The sequence below is a fragment of the Methylomonas sp. LL1 genome (assembly GCF_015711015.1).
In the GTDB taxonomy this organism is placed as follows: Bacteria; Pseudomonadota; Gammaproteobacteria; order Methylococcales; family Methylomonadaceae; genus Methylomonas.
In genome coordinates, this window is the sequence record NZ_CP064653.1 from 1,428,310 (window position 1) to 1,453,461 (window position 25,152).

The 25,152-nt window shown below is 53.7% G+C and carries 26 protein-coding genes; 13 read left to right on the plus strand and 13 right to left on the minus strand.

Features of this window, described 5'->3' with window-relative positions; translation table 11 throughout:
• Positions 1-168: 168 nt before the first annotated feature.
• From IVG45_RS06925 to IVG45_RS06980, 12 genes are all read left to right on the plus strand, one after another.
• On the plus strand, positions 169-1,206 hold the full coding sequence (locus IVG45_RS06925) for an IS630 family transposase (protein WP_196437125.1): 1,038 nt from the start codon (positions 169-171) through the stop codon (positions 1,204-1,206).
• A gap of 274 nt (positions 1,207-1,480) precedes the next feature.
• A complete protein-coding gene (locus IVG45_RS06930) occupies positions 1,481-3,475 on the plus strand; it encodes a TonB-dependent receptor plug domain-containing protein (RefSeq protein ID WP_196437126.1) in 1,995 nt (664 codons plus the stop codon).
• A gap of 17 nt (positions 3,476-3,492) precedes the next feature.
• The gene (locus IVG45_RS06935) at positions 3,493-4,788 is read left to right on the plus strand and encodes an ABC transporter substrate-binding protein (RefSeq protein WP_196437127.1); all 1,296 of its coding nucleotides are present in this window, start codon (positions 3,493-3,495) and stop codon (positions 4,786-4,788) included.
• Positions 4,785-6,140 carry a di-heme oxidoreductase family protein gene (locus IVG45_RS06940; RefSeq protein WP_196437128.1) on the plus strand — a complete coding sequence of 452 codons (1,356 nt, stop codon included), beginning with the start codon at positions 4,785-4,787 and terminating at the stop codon, positions 6,138-6,140. Before IVG45_RS06935 ends, IVG45_RS06940 begins: the two co-directional genes overlap by 4 nt.
• 279 nt (positions 6,141-6,419) lie before the next feature.
• Positions 6,420-7,919, plus strand: coding sequence for an alginate export family protein (locus tag IVG45_RS06945; RefSeq protein ID WP_196437129.1), 1,500 nt, complete (start codon positions 6,420-6,422; stop codon positions 7,917-7,919).
• A 15-nt stretch (positions 7,920-7,934) separates the two neighbouring features.
• Complete coding sequence (locus IVG45_RS06950) at positions 7,935-8,720, plus strand: sulfite exporter TauE/SafE family protein (protein ID WP_196437130.1); 786 nt, start codon at positions 7,935-7,937, stop codon at positions 8,718-8,720.
• Between the two features lie 117 nt (positions 8,721-8,837).
• Positions 8,838-9,608: a molybdate ABC transporter substrate-binding protein gene (gene modA / locus IVG45_RS06955; protein ID WP_196437131.1), complete on the plus strand. Its 771-nt coding sequence runs from the start codon at positions 8,838-8,840 to the stop codon at positions 9,606-9,608.
• Between the two features lie 2 nt (positions 9,609-9,610).
• Complete coding sequence (gene modB, locus IVG45_RS06960; RefSeq protein ID WP_196437132.1) at positions 9,611-10,297, plus strand: molybdate ABC transporter permease subunit; 687 nt, start codon at positions 9,611-9,613, stop codon at positions 10,295-10,297.
• Positions 10,294-11,367: a molybdenum ABC transporter ATP-binding protein gene (gene modC, locus IVG45_RS06965; protein WP_196437133.1), complete on the plus strand. Its 1,074-nt coding sequence runs from the start codon at positions 10,294-10,296 to the stop codon at positions 11,365-11,367. Before modB ends, modC begins: the two co-directional genes overlap by 4 nt.
• A 22-nt stretch (positions 11,368-11,389) precedes the next feature.
• Positions 11,390-11,818, plus strand: coding sequence for a TOBE domain-containing protein (locus IVG45_RS06970; protein ID WP_196437134.1), 429 nt, complete (start codon positions 11,390-11,392; stop codon positions 11,816-11,818).
• 121 nt (positions 11,819-11,939) lie between these two features.
• Positions 11,940-13,085: a molybdenum ABC transporter ATP-binding protein gene (locus tag IVG45_RS06975; protein WP_196437135.1), complete on the plus strand. Its 1,146-nt coding sequence runs from the start codon at positions 11,940-11,942 to the stop codon at positions 13,083-13,085.
• 192 nt (positions 13,086-13,277) lie between these two features.
• Positions 13,278-13,901, plus strand: coding sequence for an inorganic pyrophosphatase (locus tag IVG45_RS06980; protein ID WP_196437136.1), 624 nt, complete (start codon positions 13,278-13,280; stop codon positions 13,899-13,901).
• 162 nt (positions 13,902-14,063) lie between these two features.
• Here IVG45_RS06980 and IVG45_RS06985 read toward each other — a convergent pair whose 3' ends face one another.
• Positions 14,064-15,878, minus strand: coding sequence for an autotransporter family protein (locus tag IVG45_RS06985; RefSeq protein WP_330165384.1), 1,815 nt, complete (start codon positions 15,876-15,878; stop codon positions 14,064-14,066).
• 183 nt (positions 15,879-16,061) lie between these two features.
• Between IVG45_RS06985 and IVG45_RS06990 the strand changes: the two genes are divergently transcribed.
• The gene (locus IVG45_RS06990) at positions 16,062-17,282 is read left to right on the plus strand and encodes a glycosyltransferase (RefSeq protein ID WP_196437138.1); all 1,221 of its coding nucleotides are present in this window, start codon (positions 16,062-16,064) and stop codon (positions 17,280-17,282) included.
• A 13-nt stretch (positions 17,283-17,295) separates the two neighbouring features.
• Here the strand turns inward: IVG45_RS06990 and IVG45_RS06995 are convergent, their stop codons facing one another.
• The 12 genes from IVG45_RS06995 to nifN all read right to left on the minus strand — a co-directional run bounded on the left by IVG45_RS06995 (position 17,296) and on the right by nifN (position 25,150).
• Positions 17,296-17,703, minus strand: a complete 408-nt coding sequence (locus IVG45_RS06995) for a hypothetical protein (RefSeq protein ID WP_196437139.1) — start codon at positions 17,701-17,703, stop codon at positions 17,296-17,298.
• 137 nt (positions 17,704-17,840) lie between these two features.
• Positions 17,841-19,094: a (Fe-S)-binding protein gene (locus tag IVG45_RS07000; protein WP_196437140.1), complete on the minus strand. Its 1,254-nt coding sequence runs from the start codon at positions 19,092-19,094 to the stop codon at positions 17,841-17,843.
• 1 nt (position 19,095) lies between these two features.
• Positions 19,096-19,539, minus strand: a complete 444-nt coding sequence (locus IVG45_RS07005; RefSeq protein WP_196437141.1) for a hypothetical protein — start codon at positions 19,537-19,539, stop codon at positions 19,096-19,098.
• A 3-nt stretch (positions 19,540-19,542) separates the two neighbouring features.
• Entirely contained in the window at positions 19,543-20,520 is a 978-nt protein-coding gene (locus tag IVG45_RS07010) for a DUF364 domain-containing protein (RefSeq protein WP_196437142.1), read from the minus strand.
• An 8-nt stretch (positions 20,521-20,528) separates the two neighbouring features.
• Positions 20,529-20,906, minus strand: a complete 378-nt coding sequence (locus IVG45_RS07015) for a hypothetical protein (RefSeq protein WP_196437143.1) — start codon at positions 20,904-20,906, stop codon at positions 20,529-20,531.
• Positions 20,903-21,409: a hypothetical protein gene (locus IVG45_RS07020; RefSeq protein WP_196437144.1), complete on the minus strand. Its 507-nt coding sequence runs from the start codon at positions 21,407-21,409 to the stop codon at positions 20,903-20,905. Before IVG45_RS07020 ends, IVG45_RS07015 begins: the two co-directional genes overlap by 4 nt.
• A 3-nt stretch (positions 21,410-21,412) precedes the next feature.
• Positions 21,413-21,736 carry a (2Fe-2S) ferredoxin domain-containing protein gene (locus IVG45_RS07025; protein WP_196437145.1) on the minus strand — a complete coding sequence of 108 codons (324 nt, stop codon included), beginning with the start codon at positions 21,734-21,736 and terminating at the stop codon, positions 21,413-21,415.
• 376 nt (positions 21,737-22,112) lie between these two features.
• Complete coding sequence (gene fdxB / locus IVG45_RS07030) at positions 22,113-22,430, minus strand: ferredoxin III, nif-specific (RefSeq protein ID WP_196437146.1); 318 nt, start codon at positions 22,428-22,430, stop codon at positions 22,113-22,115.
• Between the two features lie 9 nt (positions 22,431-22,439).
• Positions 22,440-22,655, minus strand: coding sequence for a CCE_0567 family metalloprotein (locus tag IVG45_RS07035; RefSeq protein ID WP_196437147.1), 216 nt, complete (start codon positions 22,653-22,655; stop codon positions 22,440-22,442).
• Positions 22,656-22,663: 8 nt separating this feature from the next.
• Positions 22,664-23,137 (minus strand): NifX-associated nitrogen fixation protein, encoded by a 474-nt coding sequence (locus tag IVG45_RS07040; protein WP_196437148.1) that lies wholly within the window; start codon positions 23,135-23,137, stop codon positions 22,664-22,666.
• A gap of 139 nt (positions 23,138-23,276) precedes the next feature.
• Positions 23,277-23,708 carry a nitrogen fixation protein NifX gene (gene nifX, locus IVG45_RS07045; protein WP_196437149.1) on the minus strand — a complete coding sequence of 144 codons (432 nt, stop codon included), beginning with the start codon at positions 23,706-23,708 and terminating at the stop codon, positions 23,277-23,279.
• Positions 23,709-23,752: 44 nt separating this feature from the next.
• Positions 23,753-25,150 carry a nitrogenase iron-molybdenum cofactor biosynthesis protein NifN gene (gene nifN / locus IVG45_RS07050; protein ID WP_196437150.1) on the minus strand — a complete coding sequence of 466 codons (1,398 nt, stop codon included), beginning with the start codon at positions 25,148-25,150 and terminating at the stop codon, positions 23,753-23,755.
• Positions 25,151-25,152 lie beyond the last annotated feature (2 nt).

The following is a 25,152-nucleotide window of genomic DNA, read 5'->3' on the forward strand; positions in this document are numbered from 1 at the left end:
CTAATCGATAGTTCCAGGTAAAGCCTTTGCCCAAACACTGAATTGTCCGGACATTATCATGCATTGTCCCATCCCAGCCACCTCGGTTTTATTCTACTGTGCCAACTCCATCTATAGATACGGCCCCATGAAGTTTGAACTAAGGCGTTCATTGATTGTCTTGATGGCATGGATAAAGAAGACGCAAGATATCAAACACTGGCGCAACTGCATGAAAGGCGAAAGCAGGTCGTGCGATTGCATAATAAAGGCATCAAGATCATGGCCATTGTCGGCTTGACGGGCCTGACCTATCCGACGGTCAGGCGAACGTTGGATTTGTATCAGCAAGGTGGTTGGCGAGCGATAAGTCCGACGAGCCGGGGCCGAGAAAAAGGCCAAGGTCGCATGCTAAACGCTGAGCAAGAACAGCAGATTCAGCGAGCCATCATCGACAAACGCCCGGAACAATTGAAAATGGATTTCTGTTTATGGAGCCGGGCCGCCGTGATGCAACTCATTGAACAGGAATATGGGATAAAACTGCCGGTGAGAACCGTGGGCAAATATCTGGCCCGCTGGGGGTTTACGCCGCAAAAACCCATCAAAAAGGCTTACGAACAACGCCCTGAAGCGGTTCAGGCTTGGCTGAATGAACAGTATCCCGCCATTGCGGCCAAGGCAAAAGCCGAAGGCGGCGAAATTCACTGGGGCGATGAAACCGCATTGACCAACACCGATGTGCGAGGCAGAAGCTATGCGCCAGCAGGACAGACTCCGGTGACTTATGCGCCAGGCGGCAAACGCGAAAAACTCTCCATGATTGCCACCGTCACCAATCAAGGAAAAACCCGTTGGATGATCATTGACGAAGCCTTCAACGCCGACAAACTCATCGAATTCCTTCAGGCGCTGATCAAGGATGCCGGCAAAAAAGTCTTTCTGATCGTCGATAACCTGCGCGTCCATCATGCCAAGCCGGTCAAGGCTTGGTTGGCAGAACACAGCCACCAAATCGAAATGTTTTATTTACCCAGCTATAGCCCGGAACTGAATCCAGAAGAACGCTTGAATGCCGATCTGAAGCAGGCGATGGGCAAAAAAGTCCCGGTCAGAACCAAAGCCAAATTGCGCGATGCCGCGAATGAACACATGGTGCGATTAGAACAATCCCCTGATAGGGTTCGGAGTTTCTTTCAGGATCAACCGGTGAAGTATGCCGCTTAAAACTTCATGGGGCCGGATCAATAATTGAACTACTGATCGAAAAGACATCGAAAAAATATTATTTCTCATGGGGGAATAAGCTGTTTCCCATATCGTTATTTACTTGCATGCATAACGATTTAAACTAAGCCTGCCTTTTGCCAGACCTGTCCAGAACATGTCTGTTCACTTAACCCATAACCGGCAATGCGAAAACATCGGTTCATATCAAGACCAACCTGGTCAGGATAGTGAGCTTGTGATCCCGCATATCCGAACCAATAGCAGGTAAATCATGCATACGCGCAGTCTATTTTTGACGATGGCTGTATTGTCGCGGTCGATATTCGCCGATGACGACGTTTTTGAACTCGGTGTCATCGAAATCGATGCCAAAATCGACCGACAACAATTTTCCGATAAAGAAACACTTAGCGCCGAGGATATCGGCCGCAACAACCGTAACGACGTGGCGTCTGCCCTCAACCTGTTACCCGGCGTCTCGGTGCAAAATCTGGGGGCGCGCAACGAACGGCTGATCTATGTTCGCGGCTTCAACTCCCGGCAAGTGCCGCTGTTTATCGACGGCATTCCGGTCTATGTGCCTTACGACGGCAATGTCGATCTGAACCGCTTTACCACTTTCGACATCGGCCAGATCGATGTCAGCAAGGGCAACGCTTCGGTGTTGTATGGCCCCAACACCCTAGGCGGCAGCGTCAATCTGGTCAGCCGGCGTCCAAGCAAGCCGTTCGAAGCCAAGCTGACGACCGGCATGGGCATGGATTCCGAGTTTGATGCCAATTACTATCAGACCGCGCTGAATTTCGGCGCCAATCAGGGCTCGTGGTATCTGCAGGGCGGCGCTTCGTATCTGGACCGGCAGTTCTGGCGCCTGTCCGACGACTTCAAGCCGACGGCCAGCGAGGATGGCGGCATCCGCGAAAACTCCGGTAACACCGATTACAAAGGCAACATCAAACTAGGTTTGACCCCCAACGACAGCGACGAATACACGATCACTTACAGTAACCAGAGCGGCCGCAAGGATACGCCGCCCTATGCCGGCACGGATACCACCGTTACCCCGCGTTACTGGCGCTGGCCGTATTGGGACAAGGAGAGTGTGTACTTCCTGTCCCGAACCGAGTTTGGCGACGTGCATAGCGTCAAATTGCGCGCTTACCACGACAAGTTTCGCAACAGCCTTAAGTCTTACGACAACGCCGGTTACAGCAACATTACTCGGCCCTATGCCTTCGACAGCCATTATGACGATTACACCTTCGGCGGCGGCCTGGAATATGGCAATACCTGGCTGGCCCGCAACGAATTCAAACTGACTTTGAGCTACAAGCAGGACGTGCATCGCGAAGTCAACAACACCAACCTGCCGCAGCAACGGTTCGCCGACGAACTGTTTTCCTATGCGATCGAAAACAGCTATACGCCGAGCGATACGCTGAAGTTTGTGGTCGGCACCAGTTACGAACAACAGCGTCAGTTGCAAGCGCAAAACTTAATCAACAACCAGCTGGTATCCTTCCCGCTCAGCGACACCAAAGATGCCTACAACATCCAGGGCAGCGCCTTTTACCGTATCGTCGACGATCTGCAACTGCACGCCAGCCTGGCCCGCAAGACCCGATTTCCGACCATCAAGGACCGCTATTCTTACCGCCTAGGAACGGCGCTTCCCAACCCGAGTTTGGCACCGGAAAGCGCGTTGAATTACGAGCTGGGCTTCGACGACAAAGCCTTCGGCCGCGTGGATTACGGCGCCAACCTGTTTTTCAGCCAGATCGACGACACCATCGAAAGCGTCACCCTGCCCAACAGCAGTTGCAGCCGTCCGCCATGCTCGCAATTGCAGAATATCGGCCAGCAGGAAAATCTGGGCTTGGAGCTGTTCGCCACCGCGCAAATCAACGATCAATGGCGAGCTCATGCCAACTACACCTGGCTGGACCGCAACAACATCAGCAATCCTGGCATTTATCCGCTGGACACGCCCAAACACAAGATCTTTACCTATCTGGAATATCAGCCTGTTCAATATCTGCGTCTGCTGGCCAGCACCGAATACAACGACAAACGCTACAGCAACACCACCGGCACCCGGGTAGCAAAAAATTTTTTGATCGGCAACCTGAAGGCCACCTTCATCGCCAACAAACAACTGAACGCCGAATTCGGCGTCAACAACGTCGCCGATCAGAACTTCGCCTACGAGGAAGGATTCCCCGAGCCAGGCCGCAACTACTTCGCCAACCTCAACCTTAGTTATTAAGCCGCTGGATACCAACCATGAAAAACTTGCAACTATTGATCGCCCTGATCCTGGGCCTGACTGCTTATCCTGCCCTTGCCAAGGAAAAATTGACGGTATTGACCGCGTTTCACGAAGAGGTGGTATCAAGATTCGAAACTGCCTTCGAGCAGCAAAATCCCGACATCGACCTGCAAATCCTGTGGCGCATGCCGCACGATGCGCAACCTTACCTTAGCCAGCCCCAACAAGGCGGCGTCGATGTCTATTGGTCGGCCGCGCAACAGAACTTCAATGTGTTAAAACAGCAGGGCGCCTGGCAAAAACTTGGCATAGACCGTAGCGGATTGGCCGACCGTCTCGGCGCGATGCCTCTGTCCGATCCGGAAGGCACTTTTTGCGTCAGCGAGATGGCCGGCTACGGCTTCGCGGTGAATCCGGCTTATCTGCAAAAACACGGCCTGCCGCTGCCCAAGACCTGGCTGGACTTGGCCGATGCCCGCTACCAAGGACATTTGGCCCTGCCGGTGCCGTCCAAGGTCGGCTTCGCGCCGATGATGATAGACAGCGTCTTGCGGCAATATGGTTGGGAGCAAGGCTGGGCGGTGTTGGCCGGCATCGCCGCAAACGCCCGCCTGGTGGAATCCGGCGCGACGTTCATCACCGACATCATCGGCTCCGGCGAGCGCGGTATCGGCCCGGCGATCGACTTTTTCACGGCTTCGGCCATCGCCAACGGCGCGCCGCTGCAATTCGTCTATCCCGAGCCGACCGCTTATTCGCCGGCGCATGTCGCCATTACCGCCGCCAGCCAGCATACCGAAGCGGCCAGACGTTTCGTCAGCTTCGTGTTGTCGGATTCCGGCCAGAAAATACTGTTTCATCCGGATATCCGCAAATTGCCGGCGCGCCCCGGCGTTTATAAAGATAAGCCCGACGGCTATTTCGACCCCTTCGCCGCCTCGGCCGAGCATCCGGTGGTTTACGACCCCAACGGCGCAATACAGCGCTTGGCCTTGAACAATGCTTTGTTCGACCGGCTGTTCAGCGATCATCTGCAACGCCTGCAGAATCTCTGGCTCGGTTTGCGAAAGCAGGAACAACATGCCGATGCTGCTAAGGCGGCCCGGCTCTTGAAGCTTCGCCAATTGTTGACGGCGCCGCCCATCGCTGCGGCCAAGGCTCAAGAACCGGAACTGCAAAAGCTGTTCGCCCGCCGCGCCAACGACACCCAAGCCGAAGCAGAAGCCAAGTCTCTCGAACAAGCCTGGGCCAAGGACATCGAGCAGCGTTATGCCGAAGCCGAAAAGCTGCTGCTGGAGCTGGAACGATGAACGCGCGACTGCCTCATCTGTTGTTGAGCTTGAGCTGTTGCCTGGCCGGCCCGCCGCTGGCTCAAGCCGAAACCGGTTTCGAAATCGCCGATGCCAGCCGGGAAGCCTACTCGCGAATTCATCCGGACCTACCCAAGGCAAAATCGGATGAAGTTTTTCGCGGACGCAGCCTGTTCCGGCAAAGCTGGGTGATTCCACCGGCCAAGGACATCGAGATCGCAGGGCTTGGCCCGCTGTATAACCAGATTTCCTGTCTGTCCTGTCATCCCAAAAACGGCCGAGGCCAGCCGCCGGAATCACCGCAACAAGCCATGCGTTCCATGCTGATACGTTTGAGCCTGCCCGGAGAGGATGAGCATGGCGGACCTTTGCCACATCCGGTGTATGGCGGCCAATTGAACGAACAAGGCATACCCGGAGTGCCGGGCGAAGGGCGCGTCAGCGTCGATTATCGCGAGGAAACAATCAAGCTGGCGGACGGCGAATCGGTAAAGTTAAGGAAGCCTGTCTACGCCTTTGTCGATCCGCAATACGGCAAACTTCCCGCCGACATTCTTTATTCCCCGCGCGTCGGGCCTTCGGTTTTCGGTCTCGGTTTATTGGAAGCCATCGATGAACAAACCATCCGCCGATTGGCCGAAGACGGCAAACGCCAAGGTTTGCAAGGCCATCCCAATCTGGTCTGGGATGCCGAGCGGCAGCGCAGCATCATAGGCCGCTTCGGCCTGAAAGCCAACGTCGCCAGCCTCAAACAACAGATCGCCGGGGCATTCATCGGCGACATGGGCATCACCTCATCGCTGCACCGCCAAGAAAATTGCGGCGCCGCGCAAACCGCCTGCAAACAGGCGCCGTCGGCCCGGCAGCCGGAATTGAGCGATGCGCAGCTCGACGCGGTATTGCTGTATCTGCGTCTACTGCAAGTCCCGGCGCGGCGTAACAGTGATGAGTCCAACGTCAGCCAGGGTGAAAAGCTGTTTACAGAAATCGGCTGCGGGACCTGCCACACGCCGACACTGATCACCGGAGACTTTCCGGAACTACCGATACTGTCCAAACAAACCATACACCCCTACACCGATTTGTTGGTGCACGACATGGGCGAAGGCTTGGCCGATGGCCGGCCGGACTTTCAGGCCGGTGGCAAGGAATGGCGCACGCCGCCCTTGTGGGGCATAGGTCTGGTCGAGCGCATCAACGAACACAGCTATTTTCTGCACGACGGCCGCGCCCGCAATCTTGCCGAAGCGGTGCTGTGGCACGGCGGCGAAGCCTTGCCGAGTAAACAACGATTTGCGGATTTACCCGCCGGCAAACGGCAATCGCTGATTCGCTTCTTGGAATCGTTATGACGCACAGTCGCTATACCTACATAACATAACGAAATGTCCGAAACACAACATTGTTTATGGCTTGGCATAACAACAATAAACAAAACAATTCAATAACATAACAGCACATCCGACAACTGGCGCGTCTATTGCTTAATAGCAATTACCATTGTCGCGTTATATACTTAAATGCGTAGCGAATTAAACCGGAGTTATCTTTTTAATCTATCCGAATCAGTTCAGTACGCGTCGACGCGCCAATGCCGGTGACAACTCCATACTTGCGATTATAGGTAATCGATGATGCACAAAACAGCTCTTACCAGCGTTGCCAACCCTATCTTCGGCCTGCTTGTCGCCAGCGGTTTCTACATCGCCGGCAGCGAACCTATTCAGGCCGCGGAAAAGAAAAGCTACACCAAGCCGGCATTTGCGGCTTTCGAAAGCCAAATGTCTGATGCCTTGTTGGGCAGCGACAAGTACGAAAAACCGGTCTGGAATCTGCACGATGCGCTGAACTTGCCGAAATGGTTGGCTATGTCGTTGGAGCAGCGTACCCGCTACGAAACCCAGGACGGCCAATTCAAGGCCAACGGCAGGGGCGGCGACCAGCAAGTCGCGCTGCAAACCGACTTCTGGCTGCAAGCCAGTTTGGGTAAGTTCCGCGCCGGCGCCGAATTTCTGGATGCACGCGCACTGGGCGCCGACAGCGGTTCCGGCGTCAACAACACCCACGCCGACACGGCCGATTTCATCCAAGGTTATCTAGCCTGGGCCGATCAGAATATTTTTTACAGCGGCTACGGTGCCGAAGTCATCGCCGGCCGCCAAACCCTCAATTTCGGTAGCCGCCGGCTGGTCGCCAGAAATGCGATGCGCAACACCATCAACAGCTTTACCGGCGTCAGGCTCAGACTGGTCGATTACAATCACTGGCAATTCAACGGCTTCGTGACGATGCCGGTCAATCGCTATCCGACCGCAGCCGCCGATATTCTCGACGAAACCCACGAGTTCGACGAGGAAGATACCCACACCTGGTTTTCCGGCGGTATTCTGGAAGTCAGCGACCTGTTCTGGGGCATCAACAGCGATGTTTATCTGTATCATCTGGACGAAGGCGACAGCCAACGCAACCAGACCCGCAACCGCCGCTATTTCACGCCCGGCATGCGTTTTTACCTGAAACCCAATAAGGGGCAATTCGACTTCCAAACCGAAACCATAGGCCAGTTCGGCACCGTGCGCTCCAGCACCGCCGCCAGCAATGGCAGGAATCAGGATCATGCCGCCTGGTATCAGCATTTGGATGTCGGTTATACCTTCGATATTCCGTGGTCGCCACGCCTGGCCGCCGAATACGATTATGCCAGTGGCGATCACGATCCCAACGACACCAAAGACCAGCGCTTCGATACCTTGTACGGGGCGCGACGTTTCGAGTTTGGCGCGACCGGCATTTACGGCGCTTTCGCCCGTAGCAATATCAACACGCCGGGTTACCGCATCACCGCCGCGCCCCGTTCCGACGTGCAACTCGGGCTCAGCCACCGCTTCTTCTGGCTGGCGGAAGACAAGGACAGTTGGACCACGGCCAATCTGCGCGATACTAGCGGCAAAACCGATAATTTTATCGGCCAGCAGCTCGAAATGACTGCGCGCTGGGATTTCAACAGCAGCCTGAATTTCGAAACCGGTTGGGCGCATTTGTTCAAGGGAACCTTCGCCAAGGACACCGCCAATGCGCCGACCAAGGAAGACGTCGATTATTTCTACGTGCAAAGCCAACTGCGGTTTTGATGGCTTGGTATCGGGATGAAAACCAATAAGCCGGCTGTTTTCGGCAGCGGCGCACTCATAGGGATATTGGGCGGGCTGATAGGCTTGGGTGGGGCCGAGTTTCGGCTGCCGCTGTTGATCGGTCTGTTCGGATTCGCTTCACTAGAGGCGGTGATTCTGAACAAAACCATGAGCCTGATCGTCGTGGCCTCGGCCTTGCCGTTCAGGGCCGGCGCCGTCCCGTTCGCCGTTCTGATGGAACATTGGCCGGTGATCCTGAATCTGTTGGCCGGCAGCCTGTTGGGGGCTTGGTTCGGCGCCAGTTGGGCGCTTCGATTGAAAAGCGAAACCCTATATCGGGTGATTGCGGTGTTGCTGGTGTTGATCGCGATACTGCTGCTATTCGCCCATAACCCGGCAAACAGTCATCAGCCGGCGTTATCCGGCAGTGCGTTGGTGCTGGCCGGAGTCGCGGCGGGTTTAGTCATCGGCCTGGTTGCCTCGCTGATGGGCGTAGCTGGCGGCGAATTGTTGATCCCGACCCTGGTTTTGTTGTTCGGCATTGACATCAAGCTGGCCGGCAGCCTGTCGCTGGCGATCAGCCTGCCGACGATGCTGACTGGCATCGCCCGTTACAGTGCGGATCAAAGCTTTGCGGTGGTCGGCCGCAGCCGGGACTTTGTGTTGGTGATGGCCATCGGATCGTTGTTCGGTGCGTTTATCGGCGGGCAATTGGTCGGCATGATACCCGCCGAAACCTTATTGCCGATTTTGGCGGCGATACTGTCAATCTCGGCGATCAAGGTTTGGCGGCATGCATAAAAACGTAGGGTATGCATTTATGCCCTTTGGGTATCGCATACCATTTTCAAATGTTTAACCGTCACAAGGTACGCAATGCGTGCCCTACACATTTTTTGTAACCTTTTGGAGAACCCTATGCTAAATCATCGTTTTTTCCGCCTGGCTGTCGCCGCCTGGCTGCTGTCGGTCGCCCCATCGATTTTTGCCGAAACGGTGTTGGTCGCCGTGGCCGCCAACTTCACCAAGCCGATGACCGAGATCGCCGAGGCCTTTGAAAAATCCACCGGCCACGGCGCCAAGCTGTCGTTCGGTTCCTCCGGCAAATTCGTCGCCCAAATCGAGAATGGCGCGCCGTTCGAAGTGTTCATGGCCGCCGATCAGGAAAACGCGGTCAAATTGCAAAGCGCCGGACTGGCAGTGGCCGACACCCGCTTTACTTACGCCCTAGGCAAGCTGGTGTTGTGGTCGGCGACTCCGGGTTTGGTCGACGATCGAGGCGAAGTGCTTGCCAAAGGCGGTTTCAAACATCTGGCGCTGGCCGATCCCAAACTGGCGCCCTACGGCGCGGCAGCTGTTGAAGTCTTGAAAAACTTGGGGCTATTGGAAAAACTGCAGCCTTTGCTAGTCCAGGGCGAAAACATCTCGCAAACCCATCAATTCATCAGCACCGGCAACGCCGAGCTAGGTTTCGTTGCCTTGTCCCAAGTCATCGAAAACGGCAAGATAGCCGGCGGCTCGGGCTGGATTGTACCGGATGCGCATTACGCTCCGATTCGGCAGGATGCGATTTTGCTGACTAAAGGCGCCGAAAATTCCGCCGCGCCGGCGCTGCTGCAATTTTTAAAATCGCCGGAGGCTCGGGCGATTATTCGTAAATACGGTTACAACCTGCCTAGTCAACCCTGAACATGCTAAGTTCCGCCGATATTGTCACGCTGTGGCTGACCTTCAAGGTCGCCAGCTTGGCTACCTTGATCATGCTGATGTTGGGCACGCCGCTGGCCTGGTGGCTAGCCCGTACCAGCTCGCGCTTCAAAGGCATCTGCAATGCGCTGGTGGCCTTGCCGCTGGTGCTGCCGCCGACGGTGCTGGGATTCTATCTGCTGGTGATGCTTGGACCGAAAGGCCCCATCGGCCAGCTGACCAGCGAATTGGGCTGGGGCACCTTGCCGTTTACCTTTCCGGGTTTAGTGGTGGCCTCGGTGTTTTATTCCCTGCCGTTCGTGGTGCAGCCCTTGCAGACCTCGTTCGCGGCAATCGGCAGACAACCGCTGGAAGCCGCCGCAACACTGCGAGCCGGGCCGCTGGATACTTTTTTCAGTGTGGTAATGCCCCTGGCGAAACCCGGCTTCATGACCGCCGCGATCCTGGGCTTTGCCCATACGGTCGGCGAATTCGGCGTGGTGTTGATGGTGGGCGGCAATATTCCCGACAAGACCCGCGTGGTGTCGGTGCAAATCTATAACCACGTCGAAGCGTTGGAATACCAACAAGCCCACTGGCTGGCCGGCGGCCTGCTGCTGTTTTCCTTTACGGTGTTGCTGGTGCTGTACAGCGCGCTGAAGACTCACCCCGTTGCCCATCAACTCAAATGACGACGCCAATCAACGCAAAATTCGATCTCGACTACGGCGAATTTCGGCTCAAAGTAGACCTGGTTTTGCCTGGCAGCGGCGTTACGGTGCTGTTCGGCCATTCCGGTTCCGGCAAGACCACGCTGCTGCGCTGCATAGCCGGTTTGCAGCAGGCACCGAATGGTTTTTTACAAATCAACGGCGAGGTCTGGCAGGACAGCGAACGTAACTTGTTTCTGCCTACCCATAAGCGTTCGTTGGGCTATGTGTTTCAGGAAGCCAATCTGTTTCCGCATCTGTCGGTCAAGGGCAATCTGCAATTCGGCTTGAAGCGCACCGGCTTGGCCGGTGCCGATTTGACACATATCCTGGAACTCTTGGGCATCGCTCATCTATTGGAACGCATGCCGGACGGGCTGTCCGGCGGCGAACGCCAGCGGGTGGCCATCGCCAGGGCGCTGGCGCTGAATCCGCAAATTCTGTTAATGGACGAGCCGCTGGCGGCCCTGGATTTCAAGCGCAAGCAGGAAATCCTGCCCTATCTGGGTCGCTTGCATCGGGAATTGAACATACCTGTGCTGTATGTCACCCATTCCCAGCAGGAAGTCGCGCAACTGGCGGATCATCTGGTGATCATGGACGAAGGCAAAGCGCTGGCTTCCGGCCCGCTGTCGGAAACCTTGAGCCGGCTGGATGTGCCGCTGGCCCACGATAGGGAAGCGGCGACGGTTTGGCAAGTGACGGTTGCCGGCCATGAAGCGCTATACCATTTAATACATATCGAATTTGATGGTGGTAAACTCTACCTGCCAAGCTTTGCTGCCGAAATCGGCGCGCCGCTCAGGATACAGATTCACGCCCGCGACGTCAGCATCACGCTGCAAGAACCCACCGCCACCAGCATTCTCAATGTTTTGCCGGCCGTGGTTACCGACATTGCCGATGATGACAGCGGCCAGAGCGTGGTGCGTTTACTCGTCGGCAGTCTACCGTTGTTGGCCCATATCACCCGCAAGTCCGCCGTATTGTTGGACTTACGGGCCGGTATGCGGGTATTCGTGCAAATCAAGGGCACATCGATACTAAATTAATTCACCCATAAGGAGATTCATCATGAAAGCAAGTGCACGTAATCAATTCACCGGTACAGTTCGCGACGTGATCGTCGGCGCGGTCAATGCCGAAGTTCATGTCGGTCTGAAAGGTGGCGAGATCATCGCCGCCACGGTAACCAAGGAATCGGTCGACGAACTCGGCATCAAATCCGGCATGGATGTCATTGCGATGGTCAAGGCACCGCAAGTCATTATCGTTACCGATTTCGGCGGTTATAAACTGTCGGCTCGTAACCAATTGCCGGGTACGGTGACTGCCGTCAAGCACGGCGCGGTTAATTCCGAGATCGATATCGAACTCAAGGGCGGCGATAAACTTGCCGCTACCATCACCAATGATAGCGTCGAAACATTGGGCTTGGCTAAGGGACAAGCGGCTACGGCGGTATTCAAGGCCGGCGCGGTGATTTTGGCGGTCGCCGGTTAAGCCGCTAGCGGTTTGAAAATAACTTCCCGTTGACCCGGACAGTTCTCACCGGTGCGGGAGGGGCTTAGGCCGCGACCATAATATTGCGTCGCGGCCGAGCCATCTTTACGATGGAGGCAGCATGTTGCTGGAAATGAATGTAAAACTACGCCGGGGCCATTTTGACCTTAGCACGCAATTATCGGTCGGCGATACCAACATCGGCCTATTCGGTCAATCCGGTGCCGGCAAAAGTACGTTGCTGAGCTTGATCGCCGGCACCCTGCAGCCTCAAAGCGGACAAATCGTGCTGGACGGAAAAATTTTATTCGATAGCCGCAAGGGCATCGTGATGCCGCGCGAGCAACGTCCCGTGGGCGCGGTATTACAAGACGACTGCGCCGATTCGACCGAAACCGTGCGCGATAACTTGACCGCCGCCTATCAACGCACGCTGAAACAACGGCGTTTGTTCAAACTGGATTATTTGGTCGGGCTGTTGGAACTAGGCCCCCTGCTCGATCATGCGATCGAATTGCTGTCCGCCGGCGAACGCCAACGCGTGGCCTTGGCACGCTCGCTACTGAAATCGCCAAAACTGTTGTTATTGGACGATACCTTCGCTGCCATCGGCAACGCTTACCGCCAGCAATTACTGCCGATATTGAAACGGCTGCAAGATGAATTCGGCCTACCGGTGCTGTATGCCAGCCAATCGCTGGGCGAAATTCTGGATTTGACCGACAGTCTGATCGTGCTGGAACATGGTCAAATACTGCGTAGCGGCCCCTTACGCGAAGTCGCCAAGCAACAAGGCATCTTGCGTTATCTGGGCATCCGCCAAATCGACAATATCCTGCCCGTCGGCATCCGCGATCACGACTATCAAGCCGGTTGCAGCCTGGCCGACAGTTTCGGCCTACCGCTGGCCCTGCCGTTACGTCCGCATTTAATGCTAGGCAGCCAAACCCAGGTATCGATACGCGCCAACGACATCGCCTTATCGCGCGGCTTTATCGAGGGCATATCAATCCAGAATCAGATCAAGGGACGAATCTGCGCGTTGATTCCCAGCGGCGACAGCCTGATCGTGCAGGTCGATTGCGGCGGCACGCTACTGGCCGAAATCACGCCGGGCGCCTGCCGGGACATGGACCTGCGGGAAGGCGACTGGGTCTACTGCCTAATTAAAACCCATGCCATCGTCTATTTGGCTGAATTGGACACCCTACCCTATCAACGCGTGGTCAATCATCGGGATGGTTACTATTATTTGAGTGCCGGCTAACTGGGTTGAGGCGTTACCGGATTCAAAAATCCGACAACACCATCGATCCGCCCGGAATTGGACAAACCCGCTTTATTCCATCTTAAGGCCATCGGCACGGTGAGGTTAATACAGTCCGGGCCACGCTTGGCGCCCACTCACAGAGGAAACCATGATAAATTAGCACTATACGTTTCCATCCACTCTTCCAACATGAATATTCAACATAAAGCTCATCCTTGGCACGGCATTCAACCCGGCGAAAACGCCCCCGATATCGTCACCGCTTTCATTGAAATTGTCCCTTCCGACACCGTCAAATACGAAGTTGATAAAGCCACCGGCTATTTAAAAATCGATAGACCACAAAAATTCTCCAGCATGATTCCAACCTTGTACGGCTTTATTCCGCAAACCTACTGCGCGGAAAAAACAGCGGAGTATGCGGAAATCATGTCCGGCAAAACCGTCAGTAAGGGCGACGGCGACCCTTTGGATATTTGCGTATTGAGCGAACGTAGCGTGACCCACGGTGACATACTCGTGCAGGCGATTCCGATTGGCGGCTTTCGCTTACTGGATGGCGGCGAGGCCGACGATAAGATCATTGCCGTGATGAAAGGCGACGAGTTTTACCGGCAATGGCGCAATGTTTCGGATTGCCCGGAATCTTATATCAATCGTTTGAAACATTATTTTCTGACTTATAAACACCTTCCTCATGAGAAAAGCATTTGCGAAATCACCCACGTCTACGGCCGGGAAGAGGCGCATGAAGTAATTAAGCGCTCAATGGCCGATTACGAGTATCATTTCGGCAATCGGGATGATGAGTAGATTGGCTTGCTGTGCTATTGAACTGGAAGTCTGACGACCATAAGAGGCTCTACACAAGCTTCTCCAAACAAGAAGACTGGGATGAGGAAGATGTATTTTCATTCTCCCTCCCCCAACCCCCTCCAACAGGAGGATTCAAACGATCATCCCCCGGGCACTGATTTAAAACGGAATTCTGGCGCCTAATTCAACGGTATGATCGGTAATTTGGGATTGCCCCAAGCGGTATTCATAGCGCAGAAATCCTGCCCGGCCTTCGGGCAAGTTCAACGCTACCGAGCTGCCGATGTTGAAATAATCGCGGTCCGGATTATCGGTCAGAACGGTGAATGTTCCCGCGCCAGCGGCGGCTTCACTGAAACGAGCCCGAATCAATCGGCTATCATCCAGATATTGATGCACCCACTCAAAACGCACGCTGGGCGATAAAATTCCCCATGACATACTGATGGCTTTGGAAGCCTGTCCGCCGAGTGTCGATGCCGCCGATTCGATCTCCTGACTATCGAATTCCAAGGCTAAACCGGCGCCACCGGTTTCTTTATAGCTATCGACCTGGGTGTTGATGTATTCCATGCGCATATAAGGATTGATAATAATATCCTGTATCGCTATATCCTTTCCAAACCCGAGGCTTATGCCATATTGATCGCCATTGGGCGAACTTTCGGCCGTCGTATCAAAACTGCTTAATTGAATGCGTCTTTTGGTGTCAAATGAATGCAAGGCATAACTCATGACCCAATCGACATAAAAATCGCTGGGAAGAAAATAACTGCCATAGGTAGAAAACTCGAACGCATCGGTTTCCATGCGGCCGTTGTTATTGAAGTAATTATTTTCGGTACCTCCATAACCAAATGCAGCACCCAGCACCAAATCATCGGTAAAGCTGTAATCAAGGCCGAAGGTGACGGCCTTGCGGTCCACATCAAAGCCCTGCTCGTTCTGGGTTCTTTTTTTATCCCCCACATTGAATTGACCTTTTAGGAAAAAGCCCAGCGGACTATCCCGAAACGGTTCCTCGGTCGGATCGTCACCAGCCGCCCCGCCCCGCGCGGGTCCCAGGGCCGTCATTAGGGCCTTACCGACCGGTATGGTTTCGCCATTAACATTGATGGTGGAGTATCCCAACATCATGGAATTCTGTTGCTGGCTGTTACGTAAACTGACGATACGGCCGTGTATGATGGAAAACTGCTTAAAGCCGAAATCGACCGCCGAACTACCCTGGGCGGCCACCTCGTCCGGGATGATGTTATCGAGATCGGCATTGCTGACTTGATTGCATCGTTCCAGTAATTCACCCGTGGCATTAGCGCAGGCGCTGACCAGACCGTCGTAAATCGAACGTTGATTAGGGGTGAAATCAGGATTGTTGGTCAAGTTGGGGGTTGTGGGGGGTGTATCGTTATCGTTGATAGAGACATTTGCGGTACCGGCACTACCAATTGACGCAGGATCAAAACAACCAGTAATAACCGGATTTTGCAAGGCCAAACTGATGTTTTCGGCCCCCTCAACCAGCGTATCCTCCGAAATGGAGATACTGACAGTAGTAGTATTGGTATACTGCCCACCTGAGTATCCTAGCCCACCCGAGGACGGTGCAATAAAGGAAACCGCTCCAGCGGAAATATTATAGTCACTACCTGAAGTGGCCGAACCACCCGTGGCAACAACAGTGCCACTCACTGTACAACCACCGTAATCCGCCTGTGAAGAGGCAATTCTAACGTTAACAGAAACTGCGCCATCCGCCTCATTAGCAGAATAGGATGTCGGAGAAAAATCAAGAGTCCAAGCTTCAGCCGCAAACGGGGTCATCGACAGTACACTTACCGCTGCCAACATCAACCGCCTAGAGCCGTGTAGACGTGGCTCGATAAGATCAGTTCCACGACCCACTTTACAAAATGGGGACATGGCAGGCAGGTCGACCAAAACAGAATGCCTGATCGGATTTGTTATTAGCATAGGATTTCGCTGAGCAAGTAATAAACGATTTATCGGCAGCGAATCAATATGACCACTGGATTACCGACAACTGAAGTATAGTGAGAACCAGCTAACAGTTCAAACTCAAAGGCCTATAATCTCAAACATTTTGCAAACATGAGTTTTTCAAACTCACTCTTTAGCCGGACGAACACTACAGAAATGAGCAAAATACTATATGCCTGGGAATTGGGCGCGGGTTACGGCCACATAGCCCGTTTTCTTACTATTGCACAACAATTGAAACAGCGTGGTCACCAAATAATATTCGCACTCAAAAATCTTGAGCATGCCGATATACTGCTGGGTAAAAACCAGTTTCATTATTTACAGTCTCCCATACGTTGGCCCACGTCCAACACAATGCCGGCAGCATACAGTTACCCCGGAATCTTAAAAAATGCCGGATTTGACAATCTTAGCGGCTTGATTGGCCGGGTACATGCCTGGCAATCCTTATATCGATACACTAAGCCCGATTTGATTTTGTTCGATCACGCCCCAACCGCATTACTGGCGGCACGCCCTCTGGACATACCTAAAGCCCTGTTCGGCGCAGGTTTTTTTGCACCGCCTGTTGTTACTCCCATGCCCTGTATAAGACCTTTGTTAAAAATTAGCGAAAAAGAACTATTAAGAATGGAATTGGAAGTCTTGGACTCGACTAATTCGGCTTTGCAAATGCTCGATTACGATCCTCTTACCCGTTTGGCCGATTTGTTCAACGTGAACGAAAATTTTCTCTGCACATTTGAGGAACTAGACCATTATCAAAATCGCAAAAAAGACTCCTATTGGGGACCCTCGCTTTATCAATCAGGTGGAATCAAGCCGCAATGGCCATCTATCGGCGGCAATAAAATCTTTGCCTATCTAAACCTAAGCCACCCTGGACTGGAAACCCTATTACAACAACTAAAAAATTCAGCCTATTCGGTCTTGGTCCATATAGCCGGCATCACGCCTGCCTTCATTCAAAAACATAGCGGCGCCAACCTACATATTTCGCCTCACCCGTACCAGCTATCGGAGGTTTGCGAACAATGCGACATGGCAATTTGTCACGGCGGCATCGCGACAATTTCAAGCTTTCTATTATCAGGCAAACCACTACTTATTTTGCCTTTTCATCTGGAACAATGGTTGTGCGCGCTTAACCTTGAATCTTTAGGCGCCGGGAAACACATAACCACCGAAACCAAAAAGCCCAATTACCGCAACACTATCTCTGAAATACTGACAAACCCAAAATATAAGCTAGCCGCTGCCGCATTTGCCAACAAATACGCCAACTTTTCCACGGAGCAACAAGCGAGCAAAATCAGCTTACGTTGCGAGGAATTGATAAATTTATCTAAAAAAACCGCAAATAGTGATTCATAGCGAATCAATAGCATTAATCGATAACTTTTTCGGCCACTGTAACCAAGCTCAACCCTCGCCTACGCCGGTCGGCAATCCGGCGATTTGACTGAGTGGTCGGCATGGCGGGGATATTCGATGCATTATGCCGTCTATCGTTACTCCAAAGCCTGATGACGTATTCATCAACGGAAAAATGCAACCCTGAAATCGAACGCTTTTTAAGCGCCTTGATGACACGCTCCTTAATATCGTCGGGATCGACTCGAAGCAGCCCATACCTTTCAACCGGCTTGCGCTTCCGATTGATTATTTCAATGATTTTTACGGCTTTTAGCTGGCCGTCAATTTGCCAAAATCGTCCCTTCAAAGCCGAAAGCACATATTGTTCCAGCTGATCCACGGCAATTGTGGGCGATATATTTTTGACAATAATCAACACGGATAACCCCCAATCTCTTGGCCTGCGCTATTAAAGCAGCAAAGTTAGTCGCGTACTCTATCAAAAAAGCGATGGAAGCCGAGGCAAACCTTCAAAAAAGATAACGAGTCTAGCGCCCAAAGCTTGCGAGAGATTGTTTAATCCGAGAACCCATGGATAGGTAATTGCCGAGCGAGCAGCGACAAGGGATGCGCGACCGGTGCCGCATCCGTTGCCAAAAAGACCGCGCAACCGAAATTACTGCTGACCACACTATCCGCTTCGGCCTCTTTAATAGCTCGATATTTCAGACCGCGCAATTGTACGGCATTCTCCGGGTGAGTCAGCATGTAGCTGCCGCCGGCGCCGCAGCAAACCTGATTATCCGCCAACGGAACCACATTTAATCCCGGAATTTTCTCCAGCAAGGCATAAACGGTTTGCGGGTTTTTCAACACATTGCGCTGGCTGCAAGGCTCGTGTACGGCGATTTTTAAATCAAGCGGCAAAAGCTGTAAGTCATCTGGCCAATGTTTCAACAAAAAGTCATTAATGTCGGCCAAGCGTTGGCGAAAATCGCCGGCGGCGGCTATATCATGACTTTGATATTCACCCAGCATCGCCCCGCAACCGCTGGCGCAATGCAATACCGCATCGACATCCAGCGTATTGAAAACCGCGATATTTTGATCGATCATACCGGCGGCGGACTGGCCATTGTGCTGCTGAATCGCGCCGCAGCAACCTTGATCCGGCGGCACCAAGACTTCATAACCGATGGCATTCAGAAGTTTAATCGCCGACGACAAGGTATCGCGGTCGAAGGCTTCGGCGATACAACCGGTGAATAACGCGACGCATCCGCGCCGGGCCACCCGAGTTGGATAACGGCTTGCCATGGCTTGCAAAGCGGGTTGTTTCAAAACCGCCTCGGCATCCGCCAGCCCCAGCCATTTCAGAAAACCGGTTTTAGCTAATGGCTTTCGCATGCCCGACTTCAGATACAACGCCAGCAACGGCATGATGCGTTTGCGCCAGCGTTTGTTTTCAATCAAGCGCAATGCCGGCTTTGCCAAGCCCTTGGGTTTAATCCCTAATTGGGCTTGAGCTTGGTCGAATAGCTGCCCGTAAGCCATCTTGCTGGGACAAACCGTTTCACAAGCCCGGCATTGCAAGCAGTTATCCAGATGCAAGCGTTCGTCGGCGCTAATGGCCAGATTTTCGACCAGAATCTTGCTTATGGTGCGTATCCGGCGGCGCGGGGTTTCTTCCTCGATAGCGAACAAACGAAAAGTCGGACAGCCGGCGACGCACATGCCGCAACGCATGCAATCGCCGACCGCCGGAATATAGGGACCCGACGTAGTCACCTCATCTGACGAATTGAAATCCATGTCCATAAAATCAAACATCCTAGCCCTCCATCAGTTTGACATAGGCACGCCGCAATAACTCCATCTCCGCCGGCGGCCTGCCGCGCAGTTCCGGTAGAGTGCGCATCCTGCAGTCCAGGTTTTGCATCAGCTTATGCGGCGGATCCAGCAATATAAAGCGGGCCATATGTACCGTGATAATACCGCCCGGCGCATCGATTTGTTCATGAAAGCCCGGTTCCGCCCGCAATAAATCGCTATCCAATTGCATTAATTGGTTGATCCGATTAACCAACATGGATGGGTGCGCGCTGACCTTGGTTTCAGCGAACTCATCCGGCTCCAAGGCGCTGGATAATGCCGGCAAGGATTCCGGAAAACAGACGCTACCGTTGGCCTGCTGAGCAAATAGCACAAGCGCGCTAATGTCGCCCTTATAGTAGAGCAATAGCCGATCCCGGCTGAATATCCGATTTTGAGGCATGGCTTAATTGATGCGATCGGGCTGCTCGCCGTAACAGTCCCACAACACTTTGTAACTGCTATCCATGCGCGACAAACGGTTAGTGACCCGCTCCAAATGTTGATATTCCGGAAATCGGCTGCTGTTGCCGGCCGCATACCAACTTTCCATCCGCTGATTAAGCTGGTTTTTTTCACCGGCGCAATCGGCGATTTGTTGTTTCAACCAATTCAGGTTAGTGGATGGCGTCAATTCGGCAATACGATAGCGCAAGCCGTGATTAAAAACTTTCACACCCCCACCTTGAGCTGCGGTGTGATACAAGGCATCGGTATCGGTGACTTCGACGCCGGCCAAATAATCGATGCCGAACTCATGCAATTGCGGCAACCAAGGCACGGTCGGCCCCATCAACACGGTCTTGGCATTGCCGGCCAACTCGGCCAAACGCGGAAAGGTTTTGTTGGGAATGGAGCTGGCGGTCAAAAATACCCAATCGGCATTCGGCAATAAAAATTCGCAGGCCGAGTCGGGTAAATCGTCGGCGGAAGGTTGTTTTTCCAGCACAGTCAGCTGCATCCGCTCCCGATAGCGTTCGATGCCAGGATAATGGCCGATCACCACGACTTTCTGATTTAACAGCCGAGGCAGGAAGTAATCGAATACCGCCAGATTGGCATGTTCGCCGTTGTGTTCCAGCACCACTGAATCGGGTAATGGCCGGCTATTGATGCAACTGTTGATCGCGGCCATCGCCACCGTGGCCTGATAGGGGTTCCAGTCCAAAATCCAGGCGGCCAGATCGGTAATCGGCTTACCGGTCAGATTGCCCGACCAGCTCAGCGTCCGTGTCGCAAACCCTGGGCTCATCGCCAAACCGACACCGGACTTTTCATTAGTCTGGCACAGGGTCCAGACCAAACCTATCATCAGATGATCGACCACCGCATCGCTAGTACAGTGATCCAGCAACAATTCGTACAAGTGCTTGGGATTGGCCATCACGCTACCTATTGAGGAATGTCGAGCAATTTGGCTTCCGTTTTGATGTTGTCTTGCTGGCCCCAAGCATTAATCGCTTCGACGAAAAACTGTTTCTTGCTGGGGTGAGGTTGAACCACATCGTATTCGGCGTAAAAACTACCGTCGCCGTGAAACTTGATCTGTCCAATGCGCTGCTTGCCGGTGTTATACCAATAACCGACCAGATCCTGGCTTTGGCTATAAGGATCGGTCACCAGACTAAACTCGGCCGCTTCGAAATCCGGTAAGGTAATTCCGGTTTGCACGGAAAATCCCAACTTGGCGATGTTTTCGCTGATGCGCTGACAAACCGTCTTACCGAAAGCCCGCTTGGCTTCGACAGCCTGCTCGATAGCATTGGTCATGCCGCATCCTCCAGCAAGGCATCGGCCAGACTCATGATCACCGAGGCACCGCAACGGTCTTCGGGATCCAACTCCTGCATCAGCGATAGAATCACGCGGGCTTCAACCTCTTGTTCCCGCCGCAGCTTAATAAACGCCAGCGCTTTCAAGCTGTACAAGTAAAACAAGGGGATGTCGCCGGCATACATGTCCCATTGATCCAGTTCTCGTACCAGTCGCCGGTAATCGCTCGGGAATCCACCTTGATGCGCGGATTGCTCCAGAGCGGCAATCACCTCGCGTTCGGCTTCCAGCAAACGGCCCTGATAAAAATAGAATTTATATAAGGCAAAATAGGTCTGCAAACAGGCGCGATCGGATTCCTGCGCCTGCTTGAACAGTTTTTCCGCCAGTGGCTTGTCGGCATGACTGGCGGCAACCGCGGCTTGCAGCAGCTTATTGACCGCTTCCGGCAGGTTGGGGCTAAACAGCACCCTTTCTTCAAAAATTGCCGCCCGTGCCATACCCTACCAGACCTCGGCCGGCACTTTCAGCGCTTCAACCGGTTGGCCGCCCAACAGATGTTGGTCGATGATGGTTTTAACATCCTCTTTGCCAACCTTGCCGTACATCACTCCTTCCGGATATACCAGTACGCTCGGCCCCATCATGCAGGGTCCCATGCAACCGGTATTGGTCAGGGCAATTTTCTCGAACAGGTTACGGGCTTGAATTTCGTTCATGAACTCGTTCATCACCTCGGCGCAACCGCTGGCGGCGCAGGAACCGCGCGGATGGCCCTCGGGACGGTTTTGGGTACAGACGAAGACGTGTTTATCGGGACGGGGCATGGTTTCGACTCCTTGGTTCAATAACATTCAATGGTGGGCTAAGCCCACCCTACATATTTTTTATGCCGGTTTAGGTTTAAACCCGATCCGCATAGTTTCTAAACGGAGATAGGGTTGTTTCCCGTTTGCCGCGCCGAGCACCGCAGCTTTTGACGAGAATAGCCCGCAGGGGTGCGGCATGGATGCCGTACGCCGACGGAGGGGCAGGAGCCCCTTCCGTCGGTCCTCGACAAAAGCGAGGAGCGCAGGGTCAAAGCGGCATCCGGGTCGCCTTTTCTTTGGTGACTTTCTTTTGGCGAAACAAAAGAAAGTCACTCGCCGGCCGGTGCGAGAACCGGCTTCAATCATCGTCGCGATAGCGACACAACATAAAAAGCTATGCCGCTGCCTTATGCTGATGCGTAAAACAATCCTTGGGACAAACCTTGGAACACGCCTCGCAGCCGATGCAGTCCGCCGCATTTTTAAGACTCATCACCATGCTGTTGTCGTCATCGTCCTCGAAGTCGCCGTAGTCGTCGCCGAAATCCTCGGCCGACAGCACCTCGTCCTTCTCGACCAAGTCGAACACATCGCGCGGACAAACCTTGAAGCAGCGGCCACAGCCTATGCAATTGCGCTGATTAATATCGGACACATAGGACGGTGTCCAAACTGTTCCGCCAAAAGTGGTTCCGGTTACAAATTCGCTCATCTTCTTTCCTCAGGCAGTTGCTTCGCTTGCGGCCAAAAATTTCTTATTGGCTTCGTCCCAGGCTTTGCAAGCGTCATAGGTATTCTGGGCGACAGCCATCAGTTCGCCATAGGCATCGGGCAGCCTATCCTCGATCAAGTCGTGTAACTCCATCGCCGCTTCACCGGCCAGGCGTTTGGTTTTCTTGACCTCTTTTTCCAGTTTTTTCAGTTCTTCGTCGCTCATATCGCACCTCAATATTCGGCAACTTCTCGGAATTTTTCGATCAACTCAAGCGCGTTACCGATGGCCGACTCTGATTTCTCGCTCAGGTCTTCCAGGCTGGGGAAACCGAAACGATGCACATCGCGCAAGGTTTTATCGACCACGATCAACTTGCCGACCAGAATAAATGCCCGGCCAAAACCTTCGTGCGTGATATTGATAACGGGCACGGCCATCAAGCCGCCTTTTTTCTCGATCAATGATGCCAAGCTGTTGTAATACGCTTTAACACGCGCCAAGGTGATTTCGTCGGGGTCGCCGATAATCGGAATTTCACGTTTGCGTTCCTTGGTCAACACTAATGGGTCGATGATTTTTTCATCGGACCAACCTTCATAGGTATCGTAAGTATCCAATGCGCGAAGTTGCTTGATCATTTCGACGACGATTTCCGAAGTCATGTAAGGGTCGTTGGTTTCAACGGCTAATGCGGGTTGGGACATGGTGGTTCTCCTGTGTGTTAAATTCGTTATCGTTCCCATGCTCTGCGTGGAAACGCATTTTGAACCGCTCTGCGGTTCGGGGCGCTGGAGCGTCCCTACCTGGGTTCCCACGCAAAACGTGGGAACCATTGATTTTCGATCACTCTTCCCAGCCCTCATCCTCCATTGCATCAAACCTCTCGGCATTCGGGCCTTTATGCTGATTAATGGCCTTGGCCAACCAGCTTGATGGGCCGGATTTCATTTCGGCCTGCAAATCGGCCAGTAAATCCTTGATGGTGCTGCCTTCGTGAACCTTGATCGGCTGTATGCCCTGGGCGATGATCTGTTTGATCGCCGACGCGCCGACCGCCTGGCAATAAACGGCGGCGCAACCATCCAGCAATTGCAGCTTGACCGACAACTTGTCTTCGTTGCCGTCCTGGGCCAGATCGCCGAATTGGGCGGCCTCCAATATTTCAACTTGTTCCGGATCGACCGCATAGACGGCAAACGACCGGGCCGAACCGAAATGTTGGTTGACGTGAACCATGTCGGTGGTGGCAAAAGCGACTTTAATGGCGGTTTCCATGGGCATCCTCTGTTCGTTGGTATGCACTACGTGCATGCGGCGAGTTAATGACATGACGGCGAGCAAGCTTGTCGTTCGGATTCGGGTTTTTGCGCATAAGGAGAGTGATAGACCTCAATTTCTTCGTGGGCGAAATTTATCACCAGATTGGCCAGGTCGAACAAGGCTTGCCTTGTACCGCGATAGCCGATCCAGGTTTTTTGATAGCCGCCAATGATGTCGTACAACGGAAAACCCGCACGCAGGATCGGAATTCCCAAACGCTCAGCACTGCCGACCGCGTGCGAATTACCGATCAGCAATTGCGCCCTATTTTCCTTGGCCATCAGCTCCAAATCTTCCAGGTCACCGATCTTGATACTGTCGACCGGCGCTTTCGCCAATAACGGCGTATTGCCGGCGCTGATCGCCGCCACCACTTGCGCGCCCATGCCTTTCACCAAATGAATGAAGGCATTGAGCTGATCCGGGTCGGCGGCGATGGCGACTCGTAACTGGCCGAGCATGAAATGGGTGTCGAGCATGGCGTCCTGCAATTGTGAACGCTGGCGTTCTATCTTTTGCGGCACCGGTTGTTCGCTGATTTCGGCCAAGGCCATGATCAGGGCGTCGTTGGCTTCCAGACCATACAGATGATCGAAATAATGGCTGGGCACGCCGGTTTTTTGCTGCAACAGCTCGCCGGCTTTTTGCAGCGAGGCGCCGATTACCAAGGTCGCCCTGGCTTCGCCCAGGGTCGCCATTTCCGACACCAAGGTGCCGCCGATGGTGACCGGCGAAAACTCGTCTTCGGTCAAGCTGCCGTCCAGCGATTCGGATACGTCGGGTATCAGCACCGGCCGCAAATTGAATTGCTCGATCAAATCCCGCAAGGATTCCAGGTCGCCCGGCGTCAACATCGGACTGACCAGCACGTTGACTTGGCGTTGGCGATTGCCCGGCTTGGTGCCGGAGCTGGCCGCATCCGGTACCAGGACCTTGACGATTTCGTAGATGGTGGCGGCGAAACCAGTTTCCACGCAGCCGGTAAAATCCGGGGTGTTAACCGCCACCACAGCCACATGCGCGTATTCCGGATACTTTTCCCGAAACTCGCGGACGTTGCGGTGCACATCGCAGCCCTGGGTTTCGGCCAGGCCGGTGGTCAACACCGTGATCAGGGCCGGGTTGGACTTTTCGGCAATAGCCTTGATGCCTTCGATGACGTTTTCATCGGCGCCCAGCACCGAGCTGGCCTGATCCATTGCCGTGGTTTGCAACGGGATAGGCTCGCGGAAATGGCGGACGAAAAATACCTTGGCGAACGCGGTGCAACCTTGCGAACCGTGCAGCATCGGAATCGCCCGGTCGAAACCCAGACAGGCCAGCGATCCGCCCATCGGTTGGCTGGCTTTCAGCGGGTTGACCGACAGGGCTTTGTTGCGTTTGATGATTTCAGCCATGA